General features: G+C 71.3%; 13 protein-coding genes. 4 read left to right on the plus strand and 9 right to left on the minus strand.

The features are described 5' to 3' along the window. Positions 1 to 59 precede the first annotated feature (59 nt). The 4 genes from M878_RS62815 to M878_RS62830 all read right to left on the minus strand — a co-directional run bounded on the left by M878_RS62815 (position 60) and on the right by M878_RS62830 (position 6,173). Entirely contained in the window at positions 60 to 1,301 is a 1,242-nt protein-coding gene (locus M878_RS62815; RefSeq protein WP_023546771.1) for an AMP-binding protein, read from the minus strand. Between the two features lie 78 nt (positions 1,302 to 1,379). Continuing rightward, positions 1,380 to 2,654 carry a cation:proton antiporter gene (locus tag M878_RS62820; protein WP_023546772.1) on the minus strand — a complete coding sequence of 425 codons (1,275 nt, stop codon included), beginning with the start codon at positions 2,652 to 2,654 and terminating at the stop codon, positions 1,380 to 1,382. 171 nt (positions 2,655 to 2,825) lie between these two features. Further along, on the minus strand, positions 2,826 to 4,772 hold the full coding sequence (locus M878_RS62825; protein WP_023546773.1) for an AfsR/SARP family transcriptional regulator: 1,947 nt from the start codon (positions 4,770 to 4,772) through the stop codon (positions 2,826 to 2,828). Between the two features lie 60 nt (positions 4,773 to 4,832). After that, on the minus strand, positions 4,833 to 6,173 hold the full coding sequence (locus M878_RS62830) for a salicylate synthase (RefSeq protein WP_023546774.1): 1,341 nt from the start codon (positions 6,171 to 6,173) through the stop codon (positions 4,833 to 4,835). Positions 6,174 to 6,994: 821 nt separating this feature from the next. On the opposite strand from M878_RS62830, the gene M878_RS62835 reads away from it, so the two are divergent. From M878_RS62835 to M878_RS62845, 3 genes are all read left to right on the plus strand, one after another. After that, a complete protein-coding gene (locus M878_RS62835; RefSeq protein WP_023546775.1) occupies positions 6,995 to 7,684 on the plus strand; it encodes a TetR/AcrR family transcriptional regulator in 690 nt (229 codons plus the stop codon). Next, on the plus strand, positions 7,681 to 8,823 hold the full coding sequence (locus M878_RS62840) for a saccharopine dehydrogenase NADP-binding domain-containing protein (RefSeq protein ID WP_078630274.1): 1,143 nt from the start codon (positions 7,681 to 7,683) through the stop codon (positions 8,821 to 8,823). The genes M878_RS62835 and M878_RS62840 overlap by 4 nt, the downstream gene beginning before the upstream one ends. Positions 8,824 to 8,918: 95 nt before the next feature. Then, positions 8,919 to 9,605, plus strand: coding sequence for a TetR/AcrR family transcriptional regulator (locus M878_RS62845; RefSeq protein ID WP_031224842.1), 687 nt, complete (start codon positions 8,919 to 8,921; stop codon positions 9,603 to 9,605). A gap of 59 nt (positions 9,606 to 9,664) precedes the next feature. Here the strand turns inward: M878_RS62845 and M878_RS62850 are convergent, their stop codons facing one another. The 5 genes from M878_RS62850 to M878_RS62870 are packed head-to-tail and all read right to left on the minus strand — an operon-like array spanning position 9,665 to position 20,225. Continuing rightward, positions 9,665 to 11,263 (minus strand): (2,3-dihydroxybenzoyl)adenylate synthase, encoded by a 1,599-nt coding sequence (locus M878_RS62850; RefSeq protein WP_031224843.1) that lies wholly within the window; start codon positions 11,261 to 11,263, stop codon positions 9,665 to 9,667. 50 nt (positions 11,264 to 11,313) lie between these two features. Next, on the minus strand, positions 11,314 to 12,111 hold the full coding sequence (locus M878_RS62855) for a thioesterase II family protein (RefSeq protein WP_023546779.1): 798 nt from the start codon (positions 12,109 to 12,111) through the stop codon (positions 11,314 to 11,316). Beyond that, positions 12,108 to 16,628, minus strand: coding sequence for a non-ribosomal peptide synthetase (locus tag M878_RS62860; protein ID WP_023546780.1), 4,521 nt, complete (start codon positions 16,626 to 16,628; stop codon positions 12,108 to 12,110). Before M878_RS62860 ends, M878_RS62855 begins: the two co-directional genes overlap by 4 nt. Before the next feature lie 55 nt (positions 16,629 to 16,683). Beyond that, complete coding sequence (locus tag M878_RS62865) at positions 16,684 to 18,393, minus strand: ABC transporter ATP-binding protein (RefSeq protein WP_023546781.1); 1,710 nt, start codon at positions 18,391 to 18,393, stop codon at positions 16,684 to 16,686. Next, positions 18,390 to 20,225, minus strand: a complete 1,836-nt coding sequence (locus M878_RS62870; RefSeq protein WP_023546782.1) for an ABC transporter ATP-binding protein — start codon at positions 20,223 to 20,225, stop codon at positions 18,390 to 18,392. The genes M878_RS62865 and M878_RS62870 overlap by 4 nt, the downstream gene beginning before the upstream one ends. 390 nt (positions 20,226 to 20,615) lie before the next feature. On the opposite strand from M878_RS62870, the gene M878_RS62875 reads away from it, so the two are divergent. Continuing rightward, entirely contained in the window at positions 20,616 to 22,118 is a 1,503-nt protein-coding gene (locus tag M878_RS62875) for a B12-binding domain-containing radical SAM protein (protein WP_023546783.1), read from the plus strand. The last annotated feature ends 35 nt before the right edge of the window (positions 22,119 to 22,153 follow it).

Below are 22,153 nucleotides of genomic sequence, written 5' to 3' on the forward strand. Positions count from 1 at the left end.
ATGACGGACGAGGCCGCAGCCCACGGGCTGCGGCCTCGTCGTCGCTCTGCGCGCGGCACTCAGGGGGTGTTCGCCAGGCGGGGGCCCGTGAGTTCGACGCCCCCGTCCGGGTTCCGTCGTCCGGCGAAGCCGGAGCGCAAGAGGACTCCTCCGCTGCCGGGGGCGTAGCGGTCGCCGATGACGTCGAAGGGCAGGGTCCGCCCCCGCGCGCACACCTCTCCCGCCTGGCCGGTGCGGAGGTTCTCCCCCAGGGCACCGCGCACGCTCAGCCGTACGCCGGGGGCCGCCCCGACCACCTGGCTCCCGCCGGCGGACATGTCCTGGCCGGCCCGGTACATGCTCACCGCCCAGGGCAGCACGCTCCCACCGGGCGCGAACTCGGCGCGCAGAGCCGTCTCGGGCAGGATCTCGGCGTGGCGGGCCACGACTTCGGGTGCGCAGGGTGCGCCCACGAGGACGACCATCCGGGGCCGCGGCGGGCGGGGCTCGCGTTCCAGGCGGTCCAGAACACGCGCGTACTCGGCCGACTCGTACACGGCGACGGCCCCGTCGAGGCCCGCGCCGAGTCCGCTCGGCTGCGCGTGCAGCGTGCTGCCCGATCCGAAGGCCCACCACATCGCGGACAAGGTAGCGGGCCCCACGGGTTGTTCGGCTATGGCAACCGTCTGGCCGGCGGGTCCGATCTGCTCGGACCTCGCGGCCATCGCCAGATGCCAGGCCCGGTGGTCCACGAGGTGACCCGAACTCCACTCCCCGGCCTCCTCCGCCGTCAGCAGGTAGGCGGGCTCTTCGGGTGCGGAGCGCGGCAGCGCCCGGTCGACGGAGCGCGCTGCGATCCGCTTCCACAGTCCGGGATCGTCCATCAGGAGCCGCCGCCGGCAGCCGGCGTGATCCCATGCCGCCCAGGTCGCGCGACCGCACAGCACCGTGTCGGCGCCACTGACGAGGGCGATCCGGCGGGTCTGGCCGGCCGGCAGGCCGCGGCGTACCGGGACGCACACACCGCCGGCCTTCATCACCGCCAGCTGGGCCACAAGCGCCTGCCGGTGGTCGGAGCAGTGCACGACGACCGGATCCCCCAGCTGGACGTCGGCGACCAGCAGCGCCGTGGCGAGCTGCGCGGAGAGCATGTCGGCCTTGCTGTACGAGAGGCTGTACGGCCCGTCGCGCACCACGACGGCCCGCGAGTGGCGCCGGGCGGCCCGGCTGAAGAGCCCGTCGAGTGTCCGGACCGACTCGGCCGGGTGGTCCTCATGTCGGGTGCCGGGGCGGACGGAATCCCGGGGTTCGGCCGAGAGCATGTCTGGTTCTCCTTCTGGTCTTTGTCCTGCTCCTGCTGCTTCCCGCCCTGCTTTTGGCCTGTCGTCGGTCTGCTGCCGCTACGCGGCGGGGGGGACGGACGAGGAGTGTTCCGGCTCCCGTCCGGGTTGTCCGGCCCTCACCTCCGGCACGATCACGGGCTTCGCGTACGTCCGTGTCAGCACAGGGCCTGTCATCGCCGTGGTCACCAGTGCCATGACGACCAGGAGCGAGTACAGCCCGCCGTCGAGCAGCCCGGCCTGGAGCCCTACGCCGAGGATGACCAGCTCGGTGAGGCCACGGGTGTTCATCAGCGCGGAGAGCGCCGTGGCGGGCCTGGCGGGCAGCCCCATGCTCCGGGCACCCAGATACGTCCCACCGAACTTGCCGACCACGGCGACGAGCAGGACGGCGGCCAGTTCGGTGATCTCCGACCAGCCGAACTGCCGGAGGTCCACCTTGAGTCCGGCGACGACGAAGTAGACGGGCAGCAGCACGGAGGTCACGGTGCGGGTGCGCTGCATGAGGTCGGCGCGCAGCCGCTCCGTGCCTTCGCTCGGCATGATCAGTCCGAAGAGGAAGGCACCGAAGATGTAGTGCATGCCCATGGCCTCGGTCGCCGCGCCGCAGAGCAGGGCGCCGATCAGCAGCTGCGCGTAACGCCAGGCCGTCGCGGGCTCATGGCCGTCGCCCCCGCTGAGGCGGTGTCGCAGCCAGGGGCGTACGACCAGGACGAGTACCAGGACGAACGGGATCATGAGGGCCACCCGCCAGTGGGCGCCCGCGCTGCCGATCGCGGCCTGCACCCCGGCCAGGGCGGTCCACGCGACGATGTCCACCAGAGCCGCCGCCGCCAGGGCGATACCGCCGAGCGCGGTGGCAGCGAGTCCTCGGTCGGAGAGAATCCTCGCCAGCACGGGGAAGGCCGTCACGGACACGGCCAGGCCGATGAAGACGATGAAGGCGGCCTTCTGGTCGGTCGCGTGGTTCCGCAGCAGGAAGAAGCCGAGGCCGATGCCGAGGACGAACGGCACCGCCGTCGATCCGAGGCTCACGACCGCGGCCATCCGCCCTCGGCCGCGCAACGCCTGGCGTTCGATCTCCAGTCCCACGCCGAACATGAACAAGGTGACGCCGACATCGGCCATCGCGCTCAGCAATGGCCGTATCGCGTGGGGAAACAGGGTGTCGGAGACCTCCCCGTTGAGGAGGGTCGGTCCGAGGAGCACGCCGGCGAGGATCTCGCCCACGACGGGCGGCTGTCCGATCCTGGTGGCGAGATGCCCGAGTCCATGGGCGAGGACGAGAATGAACGCGAGGTCGAAGAGGAGTAGTGCCACCTGATTGCTGCTCATGGCGACCACTCTCCCTTCAGCCGCCTACAGAGGCTCTGAACGGTCTCTGATGGCCCGCGGCACCCCACCGTCCACTCCGGCAAGGACTATTCCTCGCCGCGGGACTGCGGGCAGGCACGCGTGTTCCCCACGGCGCACAGGGCGCCGCGGGGAACACGGCCAAGAGGAGCTCTAGGCGACCGAGACGGTCGCCTGCAGCAGACGCGCCACGGCGGCACTGCGATGGGTCAGCGGCTCGCGCTCGGCACACTCGGCCGCGTAGAGCCGCATCAGCTCGTGGAACCGGTACGCGCCCCGGCCGGCCTCGACGAGCAGATGTCGGCGGGCGAGCAGCCTCAGCGTGCCCGCCGCCTCCGGCTCAGTGGTGCCTGCCAGGTCGGCCGCGGCCGACACGGTGATCAGCCCGGCGCTGTAGAGCCCGAGGAGCCGGAACATCCGCGCCGCCTCGTCGGGCAGTGCCTGGTAGGACGTCTCGAACAGGGTGTGCAGACTCGTCGAGGCGTCGCCTCCCACCGCCAGCCGGTCGAGCCGGCCGTGTTCCTCGGCGATGTGCTCGACCAGCGCCGACAGGGGTACGTCCTGGTTGGCGGCCAGCGTCTCGGCCATCATGCGCAGTGCCAGGGGCCGTCCACCGGACAGTCCCACGAGGCGCCTGGCCACGGCCTCCTGGTGCCGGAGCCGGTCGCCGCTGAGACATCGGAGCAGCGACAGGGCGTCCTGGGTGCCGAGCGGTTCGAGCCGGAGCAGATGCGCACCGTCGCGGACCGCGAGGCCGCCCAGGCGCTGCCGGCCGGTGCTGAGCACACAGGAGGACCCGCCCGGGATCAGTGGGCGTAGCTGGTCGGCGCTGAGCACGTCGTCGAGCATCACCAGGACGCGCTTGCCGTGCAGCAGGCTCCGGTACAGCGTCGCGCGGCTCGCCAGATCCGCGGGGATGCGGGCGTTGTCGACCCCGAGGCTGCGCAGCACCTGGAGCAGGGCTTCGGAGGCGCTCAGCGAACGGCCCTCCATGCTCGTGCCATGCAGATCGACGTAGAGCTGCCCGTCCGGGAAGTGCCCGGACAGCCGGTGGGCCAGCTCGAGCGCGAAGGCGCTCTTGCCGACACCGGCCGGTCCGTCGATGACGACGATGGGCGTGGAGGCACCCCGCGGGTCGTTCTCGGTGAGCAGCCGCGCCAGTTGTTCCAGTTCCTGGGAACGTCCGACGAACCCCCTTGCCACCGGGGGAAGTTGTGCGGGCCTGGGCGTCTCCGAGAGCACCAGCCGGGCCGCGGGGGGCTCCGGAGCGGGTGCCCGGGTGCCGACCGCGGTGACCGTGCCCGTACGGGCGGCTCCGGTCGGGGTGACCGGGCTGCCGGCGAGGATCTGCTGGTGCAGCGTCCGAAGTTCGGCGCTGGGATCGATGCCGAGCTCGTGCCGCAGCAGCCGCCGGGTCTCGGCGTAGACCTCCAGGGCGTGCGCCTGACGTCCGCACCGGTACAGCGCCGTCATCAGCAGCCAGCGCAGCTTCTCGCGCAGCGGCTCCTCGGCCACGGCCCCGAGCAGTACGGTGACCGCCTCGACGGGACGGTCCGCCTCCAGCATGTCGCCGGCCCACTCCTCGACGGCCGTGAGCCGGAGGTCCTGGAGCCTCGTGCGCTCCATCACCGCGAACGGCCCGGGAACGCCGGAGTGCGCCTCCCCGTGCCACAGGGACAACGCGGACTCCGCGTGGTCCAGCGCCTCCTGGAGCCTGCCCTCCGCGCGTGCACGCCGTGCCTCGGTGTGACGGCGGGCGAAGAGCGTGGCGTCCACCGCCTCGGGGTCTGTCTGGAGCGCGTAACCGCCGGCGGTCGAGATCAGCAGTTCACCGCTCTCCCGCCTGCTGCGTTCCGGTTCGAGGGCCCGGCGGAGTCCGGCCACGTAGGTGTGGACCCCGTTGGACGCGGTCTGCGGGATGTCTCCGCCCCACACCGCGTCGATGATGTGGTCCACACTCACGACGTCGTTCGCCCGGCCGGCGAGCAGCGCGAACACGGCCCGCTGTTTGGGCGGCCCGAGAGCGACTTCTCTGCCATGCCGCCAGGCACGCACCGGACCCAGCAGCTGTACTGCCAGGGGCTCCCCCGCTATCGCCATTGCCCTGTCGCCTCCTGAGGTCGTGGTCGCGGTGTCACCGGACCGCTTCTGCCAGTGATTTCAGACGTACAGACGCTTCTCGGGTTCGGTGTCCGGCGCCACCGCGCCGCTCTCGGCCGCACGCGCCACCAGACGGTCGGCCACACACCTCAGCTTCTCCCTGGTCTCCTCCAGCTCGCGCTCAGGTACGGAGTGCTCGACGACCCCGGCACCGGCCTGGAGCCAGGTCTCACCGTTCCGGCGGAAGACACTGCGCAGGGCGAGCGCGGCGTCCATGGAGCCGTCCTGCGCCACCGTCATCACCGTGCCGGCGTAGAGGCCGCGCTCCCGCGGCTCGCAGTCCGAGATGGCGTCGTACGCGGCGTGCTTGGGCACACCCGAGGCGGTGACGGCGGGGAAGACGGCGGCGAAGGCGTCCCAGGGACTGGCGTCCTGCGGCATCCGGCCCACGACCTTGGAGGCAAGATGCTGAACGGAGCCCCGCTCCTTGATCACCATGTACTCCTGCACGACCACCGTCTCCGGCCGGCAGGGCCCGGCGAGTTCATCGACGGCGACCTTCACCGAGATGGCGTGCTCGTGGAGTTCCTTGGGGTCCGCCAGGAGGTGTTCGCGTCGCCGCCGGTCCTCTTCGGCGTCGCCGGTCAGGGCCCGGGTGCCGGCCAGCGGCTGGCTGGCGACGGTGCGGTCCGGTTCGACTTCCACGACGGTCTCCGGGCTGAACCCCAGAGCCTGAAGGTCTCCCATGTTCAACAGGTAGGACCGCGCAGGCGTGTTGGCGCGGCGTCCGACGAGGTAGCTCGCCGGGAAGTCGATGTCGGAGGTGACGGGGACGATCCGGGACACGACGGCCTTCTGCAGTTCTCCGGCGCGTATACGGTCCACGACGGTGGCGACGGAGGCGCGGTAGGCCGCGGCGCCGACCTCGATGTCCGTGCCGACCGGCCGGTCCCGGGCATCCGGTTCCGCCTCCAGGCCGGCCAGCGTCTTCTCGACGAGGGTCATCTCCTGCGGGTCCAGACCGCGCACGAGGGCCTGGCCCTGGGACAGGCGTATCTCCGTTCTCGGAACGACGAGATGGAGCAGGACGTCGTTCTCGACCGGGCGGCCGGCGACGGCGTAGGCGAGCTCGAAGGCACTCCAGCCGTAGGCGCGCCAGTCGGCCAGCTCCAGACCGTCCAGGAACTCACGGACCGGGGCGAACGGATCGCCGTGCCAGGGGCGTTCGACGGTGGTGCCGTCCTTCGTACATCGCACGGTTTCCGGTTTCAATACGACTTCGGCCACAACTCCGCCGGCCACCGACCAGGCGTCCGGCCCTTCGTAGAGGACATAGGTGGAGAACAGGCCCGAGGCGACGAGACCCGTTGCCGCGACAAGTGGATCGACATCCGTGCGCACGGTGGCTGATCGGTAAGAGAAAACCACAGTTCTTCCTCCTGCAGCTGACGACCGAAAACGGCCACTGAAAGGCCGGTAAACAATCGACCGATCCCCGCAGGAGAGAATCGGGAAATGTTGACGTTGCGCTACAAGAAGGCCATCACAGGATGATGCAGCGAAATATGGTCCGCTACATCAGCGCAGCCAGAAGAAGGTTTTGGCATGCGAAAAAAGCCTGCGACGCCGCCCTGAGACAGCACGTCACTCACCCCAGGTCTACAACGCTACCCTGGGTAGCTGAAAATCCCCCGTCAACTCTCCTGAAATCCCCAGGAGTGGTCGAACCGAGGGTTACTCTACCTAACGACTTCGACTCGAATCAACAACTTTCGGCTATGGATCGCGACTTAACTCTGACTTGACCGATCCGACCCCGCCGGCATTATCGCCGCGCCACCTCCCAGCCGACTCGAATTCCCTCCACAGCAACGATGTGATGGCGGCCCGGCGCTTTTGCACGGGGGAGGGCCGGGCCGCCGAGACCCTGTCGGCGACACCATGCGGTGATGCTCGACACGGCCCGCCTCAGAGGGGGACCGGCTCCCTCGCCCAGCCGGCCGGGGCGGCCGTGCACCACCCCGGCTCCGGCTCCCGAGTCGACTCCCGCACTGGATCCCTCCCCTAGTTTTTATACTCGTAAGTCGTACGCGTATAATAACTATACCCCGGGCCCCTGCCGATGTCACCCCCGTCCCGAAGAGCCCAGCACAGCACGGTGATCCGGCCCTCGGTCCGAGCGCGAACCGGACAATTCCACCACTCGGATGGGAGACGCAGGGATGAAGCCCCGTAACGGGCGCAGAGGCAGTGCACGTCGGTCCACGCCCCTCTCGCAGGAGACCATCGTCGAGGCCGCACTGCGCATCCTCGACAGTGAGGGACCTCGGCACCTGTCCATGCGACGGCTCGCCAAGGAGCTCTCCATCACGCCGATGGCCCTCTACCACCATGTGCGCGACAGGCACGAGCTGCTGCTCCTGCTCGTCGCCTCCCGATCCCAGGGCCGCGCCCGGCCGGTCCTGCCCGAGGACCCGCGCGAGAGACTGCTGGCGGCCGCCCAGCTGCTCCACGACGTCCTCGCCCAGTACCCGTTCCTCAACGAGATCCTGGCCTCCCCCGACCTCCTGGCCGTGTCCGCGCTCTGGGTCATGGAGGCCCTGCTCGACGCGGCCGTCGAGTGCGGTCTCACCCCCGAAGAGGCGGCCCAGGCCCATCAGGCCATCTGGCACTTCACGGTCGGTGTCCTTCTGATCCGTACGACCAGCCGTCAGCACCATGCCGAACTGACCCGCCCCACTCAGCGCGAACAGGTCTTCGCCACCCTGTCGCCCGACGACTTCCCTCGCGTGACGGCACTCGCCGGCCGCTGGTCCGCGCTCACCGCGCGGGACAGCCACCGCGAGGCCCTGGAGGACATCGTCGAGGGCCTGCTCGGCGGACGTGCGGCACACCAGGGAGAACACACATGAGCATCGATACGGCACCCATGATCGGAATCCTCGGCGGGTACGGGCGCGTGGGCACGGCCGCGGCCCGCTTCCTCGCCGCCGAGCGCGGCTACCGCCTGCGGATCGGCGGTCGCTCCGCCGAGAAGGCCTGGCGGTTCGCCCGAGAGCTGGGCGACTGCGCGGAGGCCGCGGTGGTCGACGCCCGCGACAACCAGAACCTGACGCACTTCACCCGTGACTGCGTCACCGTGCTCGACTGCTCCGGGACCGCGTTCTCGCTGCACGGCCGGGTGCGCGCCTCGGTCCTCGCGGCCGACGCCCACTACGTGGGCATGACGGACGACGGCGGCTCGCGTACCCCGGCGGGGGCGTGTTCGGCCGTTCTCTTCACGGGGCTTTCAGGCACCCTGGCCGGGTGGGTGCCGCGCTGGATGGCCGAAGGGCTCGACTCCGCGACCCGTTTCAGCGGCTGGTGGGGCGGCCTCGGCGCCATCCCGCCGCACACGGCGGTCTCCTGTCTGCTCGGCAAGCGCCGGGCGGTCGATCTCCCCGGCGACGACCGCCCCGACGCCGCCCCCGTGTGCGGTGGCGAAGGGCCGCGCGCGGAAGCCCGTCCCGGCCCCGTTCCCCAGGAGTTCGGGTCGCCCGCTCCGCTGCCGGCACAGGCCGTCGCCGTCCGCCGCGTCCTCCCCGAGGAGCTGCGGCAACAGGCCTACCTCCTGCGGCTGCGGGAGGCCCACTGGCACGAGGTGCTCAAGGGGCCCGGCGTGCCCGCCTTCCTCGACCGGTTCACCCTGCAGCATCCGGCGGCGGGCGACGGCAGGGCGCTCATGGCCGCCGCCCGGGAGCTGGCCAAGGCGAGTCTGCGGGACGCGGCCGGCAGTTCCCCATATCAAGTGATGTATGGCACGCTTGACGGGCTGACACCCGAGGGCACCCCCGTGCGGCGGAGCGCTCTGCTGCACAGCACGGACGTGACCGGCCTGGTCGGGGTGATCGCCTCGATCACCGCGCACGAGGTCACGAGGGGCCGGGTTTCGCCCGGTGTCCACATCATGGCGGCTACGCTGCCGCCGAGGGCCACAGCCGACTGGATCGTGCGTCACCTTCCGCGGACGACGGCGCAGACGACGGAGGCCCGACCGGTGAACCGGGCATGATGACGCCGGCCTCCTCCCGGCCGCCCGACGCCCGGGAGGAGGCCGGCGACCGGCGCCCACTCCGCACCCGGCACGAGCAACAGGAAGACAGAGGGATGTCGCCTCAGACCCGACGCACCGGCAGGACCGGCCGTCCGCCCCGCCTGTCCCAGGAGGCCATCCTCACGGCGGCCCAGCGAATCCTGGACGAGGAGGGGCCGGAGCACCTGTCGATGCGCCGACTGGCGCAGGAGCTGTCGAGCACGGCGATGGCGCTCTACCACCATGTGCGCGACAAGGACGAGTTGCTGCTCCTCCTGCTCGAGCGCCACGCCCAGCGCTTCCCGCGCCTACGGCTGCCCGCCGAGCCGCGTGATCGCCTGATCGCGGCGAGCCAGGCTCTGCACGACATCCTCGCCGAGTGTCCGTGGATCGTGGAGGTCCTCGCCTCCGACGACCTGATGGCCGTCTCGGCCCTGTGGATCGTGGAAAACATGATCGACGCCGGGATCGAGTGCGGACTCAGCCCGGAGGAGGCCGTCTACGCCTACCGCGTCATCTGGTACTACACCGCGGGCGAGCTCACCATCCGGGTGAACCGCGAGCGGCACCACGCCGGTCTCGAACGACCGCCGCACCGCGACAAGGCCTTCGCTGCGCTGACGCCGGAGGAGTTCCCCCGGCTCGCCGCGCTCGCGGGCCAGTGGGACGAGATCACCACCCGGGACACCCACCACGAGGGCCTTGTGGCCATCGTCGACGGACTGCTGTCGCGGACGGGTGCGGCGCGGAAGGCGACATGACCGTGGGCCCGTGGCACCGCCGTGCACGGCGGTGCCACGGGCCCACGGCCCGGTTTCGCTCAGGCGTCCAGGCTCGCGCGCAGGGCGCGCTTGTCGAGCTTGCCGACGCCCGTCATCGGCAGCGATTCCAGGACCACCAGCTGATCGGGCACCTTGTAGGCGGCGACCCCCCGGCCCCGGAACGCGGCCTGCACATCCCGCAGAGTCGGCGGATGCGCGCTGTCCTTGGGTACGACACAGGCGCAGGTCCGCTCCCCCATCAGGGGGTCGGGCAGAGCGATCACGGCGGCGCCGACGAGCGGGAAGGCAGCGAGCAGATGCTCCTCCACCTCCAGCGTCGGCACCTTCTCGCCGCCTCGGTTGACCACGTCGTTGATTCTTCCGACGACCTCGAAGTTGCCCTCGACGGTGCGGCGCACCAGGTCACCCGTGCGGTAGAAGCCCTCCTGCGTGAACCGGGTACGGTTGCGCTCCCCCGCGCGGTAGTAGCCCCGCAGGGTGTACGGCCCGCGGGTGAACAGCTCCCCCGTCTCACCCGGTCCGGCTTCGCTCCCGTCCTCCCGGAGCACCCTTACCTCGTCGGCCGGTGACAGCGGTCGCCCCTGGGTGTGGACGATCACGTCCTCGGGGTCGTCGAGCCGGGTGTAGTTGAGCAGTCCCTCGGCCATCCCGTACACCTGCTGAAGCGTGCAGCCGAGGGCCTTCGGCACCTGGCGTGCCGTCTCCAGGTCGAGCCGGGCGCCGCCCACCTGGAGGACCCGTAGGGAGGACAGGTCGTGGTCCGTCCACTCCGCCGCGTCGAGCCACAGGGGCACCAGCGGGGGCACCAGCGAGGTGATCGTCACGCCGGCCCGCTCGATGAGCGGGAAGCACACGTCCGCGGTGGGCGCCGGGGCGAGCACGGCCGTTCCTCCGGCGCGGAGCGTACCCAGTACGCCGGGGCAGCCGAGCGCGAAGTTGTGCTCCACGGGCAGCGCGGCGAGATAGACGCTGTCCGGCCCGACACCGCACAGCCGCGCGGTCTCCCGCAGTTGGTACGCGTAGTCCGCGTGTGTCCGCGGTATCAGCTTCGGCGGTCCGGAGGTGCCGCCGGACAGCAGGAACAGCGCGACGTCCTCGGGGTCCGGCGAGGGCAGGGCGACGGGATCGCCGTCGACGGAGGACAGGGCGGTGTACGGGCCCGGATCACCCGCCACGAACACGTGCCGGAGGCTGTCCGTCCGGTCGAGCACCTCCCGGGCGACGAGCCGGAAGTCGCAGTCGAGCACCCGTTCCGGGCAGACATAGGCCACCGCCCCGGACGTGGTCACGAGGTGGGTGATCTCCGTTGTGCGGTGTGCGGGCAGGGCGTACACCGGCAGGATGCCGGTCCGGAAGAGCGCCAGGCTCAGCACCACGAGGTCCACGTCGTTGGGGAGTTGCACGACGACCCGGTCGCCCGGTGTCAGCCCCGCGCGCAGCAGGCCGGCGGCCATGCGGTCGGCCCTCCGGTCGAGCTCCTCGTGAGTCACGCTGCCGGCTGCCGTCACCAGGGCGGTCCCGGCCCGCTCCTCGGGTGTCCGCGCGAGCCAGGTCCCGAGAACGTCCGTGTTCCAGTACCCCTGCTCCCTGTACGTGCGAGCCACCGATTCAGGCCAAGGCACGCAGCCCTCTTGCATGGGAATCCTCTCTCCTCCATGACGGATGGTGGTGTGCGGCCGACGGCGCGTCACGGTGTGCACGGCCAGGCGGCAGTCTCGGGCAGCGCTGCCCGTGCCGCCCCGAAGACGCACGGGAGTACGGTCGCGCGCCGAGTCTCCAGATAGAAGTGGCCGCCCGTGAAGACCTCCACCTCGCAGGTCCCGGCGGTGACCTCGCCCCAGGCAGCGGCCTCGTCGGCGGTGACCTCCGGGTCGTCGTCGGCGTACAGCACGGTCACCGGGATGCCCAGCGTGCCACCGGGCAGCGGCCGGTAGGTCTCGATGAGCCGGTAGTCGCTCCGGATGGTGGGCAGCAGGGCTTCCAGCAGGGCGCTGTTGCCCATGACCTCCTGGGCGGTACCTCCGAGCCTCCTCAGGTCGGCGAGGAGTTCCCCGTCGGTGGCGCGGTGGAGGGCGCCGCCCCGGGTGCGCGAAGGGGCGGGCTGGCCGGAGACGACGAGCGCCGCCGGCGGGCGGCCGGTGACCGCGAGCCTGCGTGCGGCCTCGTAGGCCACCGCCGCGCCCATGCTGTGCCCGAAGAAGACGGCGGACGCGAGTTCGCCGGCGGTACACGCCCCGGTCAGTGCCGGGACGAGGTCGTCCAGCAGGCTCTCCATGTCCGTGGCGGCCGGCTCGTCGAATCGGTCGCCGCGGCCGGGGTATTGCACCGCGTACACCTCGACGTCCCACGGGGCGTCCAGGGACCAGTCGCGATAGCCGCCTGCGGCCCCACCGGCGTGGGGGAAGCAGATCAGCCGGGAGCGCGCGTGTGTGCGCCGGGAGAACACGCGCAGGGCCGAGGACGAACGGTGGTCCAGCGGTATCACAGCTCGCCCTCCTCGAACTCCTCGGACGGGCCGCCCGCCGCTCCCACCGGGTCGCCACCCGGATGCGGGTCCAGACCGTGCGCCGCCCTCAACTCGCTCACGAGCGCGGCCATTCCGGCCACGGTCGGGGCCCGCAGCACATCGCGCATCGGCAGCTCGACGCCCAGCCGGCCGCGGATGGCGGCCACCAGGCGGGTCGCCGTCAGGCTGTCCCCGCCGAGGGCGAAGAACCCCGCGCCACGCGCGGTCACGGGCGCGCCGAGTACGCGTGCCCAGAGCTCAGCCACCGCCTCCTCCACAGGGCCACGCGGGGGATCGTCGACGCCCTCGGCCGGGGCGGCGGCTTCCGCAAGGGCCCGCTCGACCCGCCGCCGGTCCACCTTGCCGTTGGCGCTCAGCGGCAGTTCGGCCAGGCCGACGAGGGAACCGGGGATCATGTGCGCGGGGAGCCGGTCGACGAGCCAGGACCGTATCGCCGCCGGGTCGGCGGTGTGGTCGGCACGCTCCGCTCCGGGGCACCCGGCAGTGATCAGAGCCACGCCGTCGGGCTCGCGCCTGGACACCTCGACACCGGAGAATCCGGCCCGTTCCAGGGCCTCCAGCCACCGCGTCACGTCAGCGGCCGGGGACGGGACCGGCACCGTCGGGATCGCCAGCGGGGAGGCCTCCTCGCGCGCGACGAGGAACAGCCGGCCGGCGGGCCTGCCCAGCAGGGCCAGCGTGCGCGCGGCCGCGTCCGGGTCCGGCTCCCGGCCCAGTGCGTCGTTCGCCACGAGGACGTCGAAGGCCGCGAGCCTCGACTCGGGTACGGCGAAGGCGTCCTGACGGGCGGTCCGTACGAGGTGCGCTGAACCGGCGAGCCTGGCCTCGGCGGCCTGGGTCCGTGACTCCCGGGGATCGAGCAGCACGTAGTCGACCGTGCCGGGCTTGATCCGCTCCAGCAGCGCGGCGGCGGTCCTGCCGCCCGCGCCGGCCCACTCGGCGATGTCGACCGTCCGGGCCCCGTCGGTCCGCAGCGCCTCCACGTCCTGTGCGACGGCGTCCAGGCAGGCGAGGACGCCGGGCAGTACGAGGGCGAGCCCGTCCGGAGACAGGACGGGGTCGTCGGCCAGGGCGTCGATGTCGGCCGTGCCGGCGAGCACCGCCGTCAGCAGGGGGATCGCGCCGGCCCAGCCGTCCACGACCGGCTGGAGGCAGGTGCCGGAGATCCGGCCGCGCAGCGCGGCGGCCCGTTCTCCGTCGCGGACCAGAGTCCAGCGGGGGCCGCGGGTCACGGTCCCGGCCGAGCGGCTCAGAACCTGCCGTTCCCGCAGAAACTCCAGCCAGGAGTCCAGGTGTCGGCGCCCCGCCTCCGCCACCGGCAGCGCGTCCTCCCCGACGGGCTGGTCACCCGGGCCGAGCAGGGAGTCGAGCAGAGCGGCGAGAAGCGTCTCGGTCAGCTCCGCTTCCAGCTCGCGGGCCTCCCGCCCTCGGCCGGCGTCGATCGGTACCGTGGCGGCCGGGGACGGGGCGGGGGCCGGGGCAGGCAGGAAGGCCGCCGCGATCTCCCGCGTCCGGTCACCGACGACGGCGGCGAGGACGTGCGAGACGGCGGGGTGCGTCTGGAGTACGGACTCGATCTCGCCCAGCTCGACGCGGAATCCGTTGATCTTGACCTGGTGGTCGATGCGGCCCAGGAACTCGAGTGTGCCGTCCGGCCAGTAGCGTCCCTGGTCGCCGGTGCGGTACCAGCGCCCGTCCGGCACACAGGGGAAACGCTCCCTCGTCAGCTCGGGGTCGCCTCGGTAGCCCTGCGCCACGCCGGCGCCGCCGATCCACAGCTCTCCGGGCACCCAGTCCGGGCAGTCCCGGCCGTGCGGGTCGACCACACGGAACCGCTGGTTGGCCAGTGGCCTGCCGTACGGAATGGACCGCCAGTGCGCGGGCACGCCGGTGACATCGTGGGCGTTGGACCAGATCGCGGCCTCGGTGGCGCCACCGAGGGCGACCAGCCGGCACCGGCCGTCCGTCGCACGGTCCAGTCGCCCGGGCAGGTCGAGACCGATCCAGTCGCCCGAAAGCAGCGCGAGGCGCAGGGTTCCCGGAAGAGACGCCCCGTCGGACGCGGTGAGGAGCATGTCCATCAGCGCGGGCACGGAGTTCCACACGGTGACGGCGTGGCGCTCGCAGAGCGCGAGCCATCGGTGGGCGTCGCGCCGGTCGTTCTCGTCGACCAGCACGAGAGCCCCGCCCTCGGCCAGCGGGCCGAAGACGTCCCACACCGAGAGGTCGAAGTCCAGGGCGGAGACGGCGAGAACACGGTCCTCGGGCCCCAGCCCGTACCGCTCGTCGATCTCCTCCACGGTGTTGACCGCGGCACGATGGCTGACCTCGACGCCCTTGGGCGTACCGGTCGAACCGGAGGTGAAGATCACGTAGGCGGTCTCGTCGGCGGAGACGCCCACCGGGGCGTCGAGCGGTGCCGCCCGGAAGGCCTCCGCGAGGGACAGGACGGGAGCCTCGGATGCCGGTGAGGGCGCCGCGCCGGTGCCGTCCAGGACGAGTACGCAGCGGCTGAGTGCATGGATGCGGTCCCTGCGCTCGGCCGGCTGGTCGACGCCGACGGGTACGTACGTACCGCCCGCCGCCAGGATGCCCAGCACCGCCGCGATCTGGTCAGGGCCCTTGGGCGCGGTGACGACAACCGGGCTGCCGGGCCCGACGCCCCGTGCGGCGAGCGCACCGGCCACGCGCAGCGCGCGCTCCGCCAGTTCGCCGTGGCTGAGACGGCCGTTCTCCCCCCAGAGCAGCGCGGGCTCGCCGGCCCGGTCGGCAGCCCGCTCGAAGAACGCCTGGTGCAGGAGGCGACCGCTCTCCCGCCGGGTCACAGAGTTCACCTCGGCGCGACATCGGAGCTGGGACTCGGGCAGGGGTATGTCCGGCGGAAGGTTCCAGTCGGCGGTCGCCAGGCGCCGCACCAGGCCGGTGTACGCCGCGAACATCGTGTCGATCACGCCCTCGGGGAACAGCGCCTCAACGGCGTCCCAGGCCAGTGACAGGCCACCCTCGCGGGTGCCGTACACCTGGTGGTCGAGCCAGACCTGGGGGGTCTGGGAGACCATCCAGGACAACTCGCCGAAGTGCGCGGCGAAGTCGTCGGGCACCAGGGGCGCGTCGAGGTTGCAGGCGAAGACCACGGGCGCCGTGCGCGGGGTTCCGGTGTCGGTGCGGACGAAGTCGCGCAGCACGTCGACCCCGGTGTACGCGGCGTGACCGACGTCGTCGTGCAGGCGCGACTGGATCGCGCGGGCCCGGTCGGCGAAGCCGTCGGCACCGGACAGGTCGACGTCGAGCAGCAGCAGGCTGGTGAAGTCGGCCACGATGCGCTCGATGTCGGGGTGGAGGCCCTGATCGCGGTCGAACAGCGGGATGTTGAGCAGGAACCGCTGCTGACCGCTCCATCGCATCAGGATCTCGGAGAAGGCGGTGACCAGCAACACGGCCGGAGTGAGGCCGTGTTCGCCGGCCTTCCGCTGAAGGGCCGTCCACTCCTGCGGAGTCAGGGTGGCCCCCCGCCGTACGAACCGGGGCACCCCGATCTCGCCGGGGTCCACCGCCAGCGGGAGGGCCGGCCCGCCGGGGAGTTCCGGCAGGCGCCGCTGCCAGTACTCCCGCGCGCGCTCACGCCTGGCCGCCCGCGGGGCAGCGGTGTCCGCGATGTACTGCGGGAAGGTGTACCGCAGTTCGGCGACACCCGCCGGGTCGGCGTAGAGCGCTGCCAGGTCGGACAGGAGGAGCCGGATGCTGTGCACATCGGCGACCAGCAGATCGGCGTTGACGTGGATGCGTTGCGCCCCACCGGGGCGGAGGCTGAGCTGGACATCGAGCACCTCCCCCCGGGCGACGTCGAGCACCCGGTGGGAGAGACGTTCACGCAGATCCACCAGGGCGGCCTCGGCAGTGTCGGCCGGGAGGTCCGTGACGTCGTGGACCGTCAGGCCCGGCCAGGTGGCGCTTTCGGCCAGGCGCTGTGTCCCGTCGTCCGCGAACGAGGCACGGAGCATGGGGTGTCTGCGGACCAGAGCCAGCACGGCTCGCTCAAGGCGGTCGGCCACCACGTCCCGGGTGTCGATCTCCAGATAGGCGTGGCAGCCGACGCCGCCGAGCGGTCGGTCGGTGCCGCGGCCGATCCAGTAGGCCTGCTGGACGGGTGTCAGCGGGAAGGGCTCACGCTCGTCGACGGGGGCGGAGGCAACGGCTTCTGGCTCCGGCTCCGCCCCAGACGCCTCCACGCGGACCGCCTCGCGCGAGGCGAGCAGTCCGTACCAGGCCCGGAGCCGCGGGTCCTGTGCCATCTCGGTGAAGTCCACGCCCGCGCCCGCCCGGTTCATCCGGTTCACCAGCGCCATCAACTGAAGGGACTGCAGACCTAGTTCGAAGAGGTTCGCGTCGTCGTCATCGGGGCCCAGTTCGACCCCCAGCAGCGCGGCGACCTCTCTGCGGAGATCGACCGGCTGCCCTGCCGTGCTACGTGACATCCCTACCCCCGTGTTCGGATGGTGTCTGACTGGCGAGCGCTCGCCAGTCGTGCCTTCATGCCGCCGCGTCTGCGGCGATTCTCCAGAATTCGGCGTATCGGCCGCCGCGCCGGACGAGTTCCTCATGGGTCCCCTGCTCGACGATCCGGCCGTCATCGAGGAACACGATCAGATCGGCATTCTCGACCGTGCTGAGGCGGTGGGCGACCATGATGACCGTACGGCCCGCCATGAGCCGGTCGAGGCCTTCCTGAACGGCCGCCTCGCTCTCCGGGTCGAGGGCCGAGGTGGCCTCGTCGAGCAGCAGAACGGGGGCGTTCTTCAGCAGGGCCCGGGCGATCGAGACCCGCTGCCGCTCACCTCCGGACAACGCGGCGCCGCCCTCGCCGACCTGGGTGTCCCAGCCGTCGGGGAGCCGGTCCACCACCTCGTCCAGGGACGCCGCGACGGCCACGGCCCGCACCTCCTCGGCAGTGGCGTCGGGCCGGCCGATCCGCACGTTGTCCTCGATGGTGCCCTCGAAGAGGTAGACATCCTGGAAGACCATGGACAGGCGGGACATCAGCTCCTCGCTGTCGATGTCCCGTACGTCCACCCCGCCGAGGCGCACCACGCCGGCGTCGACGTCGTGGAACCGGGCGACGAGCTGGAGCAGCGTGCTCTTACCGGCGCCCGATGACCCGACGACGGCGACCCGCCGGCCCGGCTCGACCTCCAGGGAGAGTCCGTCGAGCACACGGCGGTCGCCGCGCTGGAAGCAGACCGACTTCAGCTCGACGCCGTCGTCGAGCGGGACCGTCGGCCGTTCGGCGCGCGGCAGCGGGGGCTCGGTCAGGACGGCGTCGATGCGCTCGAGTTCGCCTCGGGAGACCCGCATGATGCCGCCCAGGTCGGCGAGGGACAGCAGGGGTTCGACGCAGCGGGCCGCCAGGACCATGATCGCCAGCAGCTCCGGGGCGCCGAGGCTGCCGTCGAGCGTCAGATGGACGCCCAGGGCGAGTACTGCGGTGAAGACGGCCTGCACGGAGAACGTGAGGCCGAGCATGCCGGGCACGCCGCTGAGGGCCGCGCGCCGGCCGCTGCGCCACTGCTGGTGCAGGGCGTCGTCGAGGAGTCCGAAGCGCTCGCCCGTCCGACCGCCGGCGCGCAGCACCGGCTGGGCGCGGACGAACTCCACGACGCGGCCGGCGGCCTCGTCGCTGCTGCGCGCCCGCTCGGCGTCCTGGCGGGCCGTGGCCTTCGAAGTCCAGCGCTGTACACCGGTGATGACCGGCACGGCGACGAGGCCGGCCAGGGCGAGACGCCACTCGAAGAAGAAGAGGACCACGACCACGGACAGCGGGATGAGGACGGCGTTGATCAGGGGCCGGAGCCGGTGGGCCGGTACCGACATGACCTCCATCACGCTCCGGCTGGTGAGCCCGGAGACGTCCCCGACCCGGCGGGGGGTGAACCAGCCCAGCGGCAGTCCGGCGAGGTGGTCGCCGAGGCGGTGGTGCAGTCCTCTGGAAAGCTCACCACCGGTGCGGAACCCTGACTTGTCGCTGAAGTAGCCGAGGACCGAAGTGACGAGGACGGCCAGGGCGAAGGCGGCGAGCCACGGCCAGGCGTGCCGCGCGCGGCCGTCGAGCAGGGCCCGCAGCAGCGGGATGAGAAGCGCGTAGGACAGACCCTCCACGACGGCGCAGACGGACATCAGCGCGACGGTTCGGCGCAGGGGGCCCGAGTGCCGCTCGCCCAGGACCCGGAGCAGCAGGCTGATCATCGGTGGATCTCCCTCTTCTGGCCGGCACGCGCGCGCTGGGCACGCCACATGGCGGCGAACTTCCCTTTCATGTCCAGCAGTTCGCGGTAGGTTCCGCTCTCCACGATCCGTCCGTCCTCCATGACCACGATCCGGTCAGCCCGGGCAACGGTCTCCAGACGGTGGGCGATCACCAGTTGCGTGCGGCCCCGGACGAGGTTCTGGAGGGCGGCTCGGATCTCGGCCTCGGTCTTGGCGTCGGCGAAGGACATGGCCTCGTCGAGGACCAGCACCGGGGCGTCCACGAGCAGGGCCCGGGCGATGGAGAGGCGCTGTGCCTCGCCGCCGGAGAGGCCCACGTCCTCGCCGATCACGGAGTCGTATCCGCGGGGCATCTCCTGGATGCGCTCGTGGATGCCCGCCGCGCGTGCCGCCCGCTCGACGGCGGCGCGGTCGGCCTCCGGCACGGCGAGGGCGATGTTCTCGGCGATGCCTGCGCGCAGCAGCCGGACGTCCTGGAGGACGAAGGAGACGTGGCGGTACAGCTGTTCACTCGGGATGTCGCGCACGTCGACGCCGCCGAGGAGTACGGAGCCGCTGGTCGGGTCGGAGAAACGCGGAACCAGCTGGGCCAGAGTGGACTTGCCGGCGCCCGAGGGGCCGACGAGCGCGGTGGTGGTACCCGGTTCGAGGACCAGGTCGATCTCCTGCAGCACCGGGTGGCCGGAGTCGTAGGCGAAGCCGACGCCGCGGAACTCCACACGGTCGCCGTGCGGTTGGGCCGGCGTGGCCGGCTCGGGCAGCGGCGGTACGTTCAGCATCGCCCGGATCCGCTCGGCGGACCGCTCCGCGGCGTGCACGTTGTCCATGCCGTGGCCGAGCGCGGCGATGGGCGCGGTCAGCGCGACGGCGAGCAGCGGGAACGGCAGCAGGTCGGCGGGCGGCATGGCGTCGGCCGCGATCAGGGCCGTACCGCCGGCGAAGACGAGCAGCAGGACGAACGGCGGGGAGAGCACGAGTGCGGCCAGCGAGGCGAGGCCTGCCGCGCCCGCCACATAGGTGAGGAAGAAATCGGCGAAGGCGTCCGCGGCCTGACGGTAGCGCCGGTGCGCCTGCCCGCCGCCACCGAAGGTCTTGACGACTGAGATGCCCTCGACGAACTCCACGGAGGCGGCGCCGATACGTCCCATGGCCTCGCCCATCCTGCGGCCTTCGCGCTGCCGGTCCTCGCTCTGCAGGAGGCGCTGCAGCAGCAGGCCGAGCAGGACCGGCACGAGCGCGACGAGGGTCAGACGCCAGTCCACCCAGGCGAGATAGACGAACGAGGCGAGCGGGACGACGACGGCGGCGGTGGCCTCGACGGGCGCGTGCGCGATGAGATGGTGGAGTTGGTCGACGTCGCCCTGCACCACGCCGTTGATCTCGCCGGAGCTGCGGCGGGAGTACCAGCCGAGCGGCACCTTGCCCAGGCGCTGGGCGAGCAGCCGCCTCAGCGACAACTGGAGCCGGCCGTCGACGAGATGCGCGATGCCGCCGGATGCCGCGGCGAGCACGACGCGGACGAGCAGACCGGCGACGCCGATCCAGACGGCGAGCCAGGCGGCGTCGTGGTCCACCGGCCCCGGCGTGAGCAGCACACGGCCGAGCTCGACCACCGCGATCAGCGGCGCGAGGCCGGCGAGGGAGCTGACGATCTGGAGGACGAAGACGGCGACGAGGCTTGTGCGGTAGGGGCGGAGCAATCGCAGGAGCACCTGCCTGGAGGTCGCGGCCGGACCGCCCGGGTCGTTCTCGGCGACGCCGCCGTCGGCCACCTCCCCGCCGTCGGCATGCAGACCCTCTGCCGTGACCATGGGATTCTCCACCTTTCGGGCGCGACCGTCCGGCCCGGGAGCGGGCAGCGCTGCCACGACCGGACGGCAAGATCCATGAAGACGACAATAACTTTACACGTATAAGAACCCGCCCCGCAAGCGCGGTGAGACGCTTCGCCGGGCCACGTCAGAGGCCCTCGGGGCGTGCTCCGCAAGGGGATTCGCGGCGCGCAGAATCCGTCCAGACGATGCCCAGAAGCCGTCTGAAAGGATCGCGGGAGCCTCGATCTGCGGCAGCCATGACCTCACACGGGAAAGCTGGGACGCGTGCGCTTTCTACTTCTGAGCGGGCTCGGGCCCGCAAACCTCAATTCCCCCTATCTGGAAGGTTCGCTATTCACGGCGAATCCTTCCGACGCGGCCAGGGAGATGCTCCGGAGGGCCGGAAGCGCCGACCTGGATCTGGGGCGGCTCGCCTTCACCCAGCACGGGCGGGAGTACGCCCTGCTCAGGCCGCGTTCGGACACGACGCCGCACCTCACGACGGTCACCCTCCTGTCCATTCTGGAGAACAGCGGTCACGGCTTCGAGCGCGTCGACCTGGCCGATGTCTGGGAGGGGCGCGCGAAGGCGCCTGAGGGCGACGTGGACGTGGTGCTCCTGTCGACGACGTACATCTGGAACAGTCCGATCCTGGGCTCGGCCGTGCGGTGGGTGCGGGAGAATCTCCCGGGCACGCGGATCGTGGCGGGCGGGCAGTTCACCAACCTCAAGTTCATGTCGGCCATGCGCGACTTCCCGGAGATCGTCGCGGTGGTCCGCGGCGACGGCGAGATCGCCCTGCCCAAGACCCTGGACGCGCTGGCGGGAAGGGGCGAACTGAGCGCCGTACCCAACCTTGTGTGGCGCGACGGGGACAACATCCGCATCAATCCCACCGAGTACGTCGACATCGACGGCTTCCCCTCGCCGCGCGTCCTCGGCAAACAGTCGATCGTGCCCTACGAGTCCATGCGGGGCTGCCCCTTCGACTGCAAATTCTGTTCGTTTCCCGCAGCTTCACCCAAGTGGCGATACAAATCCGCCGAGAAGATACGTGACGACTGGATCGCCTATGCCGATCAGAACGGCGCGGACGTCATCTCGGCGATGGATTCCACCTTCACCATTCCACCGACCCGGCTGCGCCGGCTGCTGGAAATCCTCCCGGATTCGGGTATACCGAGGTGGGAGGGGTTCAGCCGGGCCAACACGATCAATTCGGCGGAGCTTGTGGCAGGCCTCAAGGCCTCGCACTGCTTCCAGCTGCACATCGGTTTCGAGTCGATGAACGACGGCACGCTGAAGCGGATGAGCAAGCGGGTCTCGGTGAAGCAGAACCGTCGGGCTGTCGAGCTGCTCAGCCAGAGCGGGCTGTCGTACTACGGTCTCTTCATCGTCGGATACCCGGGCGAGGACCCGGGGATGTTCCAGGACACGCAGGACTACCTCCTGCGGGAGTACTCCGGGCACTACGCGCTGTCCAAGTTCTCCATCACCGACGAGACCATGCCGCTCTGGCAGGACCGGGAGGAGCTGCAGATCGTTGCGGACGATCCCACCGACCCCGCCTCGCCCTGGTCCCACATCGGCATGGACAGCGCGCAGGCCGCCCGGTTGCAGAAGGAGACCCTCGACAAGGTACGGCTCACCAACGACAAGGCCGTGCTCAGTCTCTGGCAGCACGACTACCAGCACTGGCTGATGCCCCGTCATGACCACTCGACCAACATCGCCGTGGAGAAGTGCCTGGAGCGGATAGGCATGGCGCCGGTCGACTACACCGACCCGGACGAGGGGGCCGCGGTCATCCGTGACAACCTCCACCGGCTGAAGGACTTCGGCGTCGAACTCGCGCCGGCGGGCCGGAAGCTGGTGTGCGAGCCGGTCTGAACCTCCCGGGAGACGGACGACGGCGCGGCGGCCCG

The sequence above is a fragment of the Streptomyces roseochromogenus subsp. oscitans DS 12.976 genome (genome assembly GCF_000497445.1).
Lineage (GTDB): Bacteria > Actinomycetota > Actinomycetes > Streptomycetales > Streptomycetaceae > Streptomyces > Streptomyces oscitans.

Excerpts from the sequence above, each read along its gene's own strand:
- M878_RS62865 (WP_023546781.1), bottom strand. The coding sequence starts at position 18,393 with ATGATCAGCCTGCTGCTCCGGGTCCTGGGCGAGCGGCACTCGGGCCCC.
- M878_RS62820 (WP_023546772.1), bottom strand. The coding sequence starts at position 2,654 with ATGAGCAGCAATCAGGTGGCACTACTCCTCTTCGACCTCGCGTTCATT.
- M878_RS62845 (WP_031224842.1), top strand. The coding sequence starts at position 8,919 with ATGTCGCCTCAGACCCGACGCACCGGCAGGACCGGCCGTCCGCCCCGC.
- M878_RS62860 (WP_023546780.1), bottom strand. The coding sequence starts at position 16,628 with ATGTCACGTAGCACGGCAGGGCAGCCGGTCGATCTCCGCAGAGAGGTC.
- M878_RS62840 (WP_078630274.1), top strand. The coding sequence starts at position 7,681 with ATGAGCATCGATACGGCACCCATGATCGGAATCCTCGGCGGGTACGGG.
- M878_RS62815 (WP_023546771.1), bottom strand. The coding sequence starts at position 1,301 with ATGCTCTCGGCCGAACCCCGGGATTCCGTCCGCCCCGGCACCCGACAT.
- M878_RS62835 (WP_023546775.1), top strand. The coding sequence starts at position 6,995 with ATGAAGCCCCGTAACGGGCGCAGAGGCAGTGCACGTCGGTCCACGCCC.
- M878_RS62825 (WP_023546773.1), bottom strand. The coding sequence starts at position 4,772 with ATGGCGATAGCGGGGGAGCCCCTGGCAGTACAGCTGCTGGGTCCGGTG.
- M878_RS62875 (WP_023546783.1), top strand. The coding sequence starts at position 20,616 with ATGCTCCGGAGGGCCGGAAGCGCCGACCTGGATCTGGGGCGGCTCGCC.
- M878_RS62850 (WP_031224843.1), bottom strand. The coding sequence starts at position 11,263 with ATGCAAGAGGGCTGCGTGCCTTGGCCTGAATCGGTGGCTCGCACGTAC.
- M878_RS62870 (WP_023546782.1), bottom strand. The coding sequence starts at position 20,225 with ATGGTCACGGCAGAGGGTCTGCATGCCGACGGCGGGGAGGTGGCCGAC.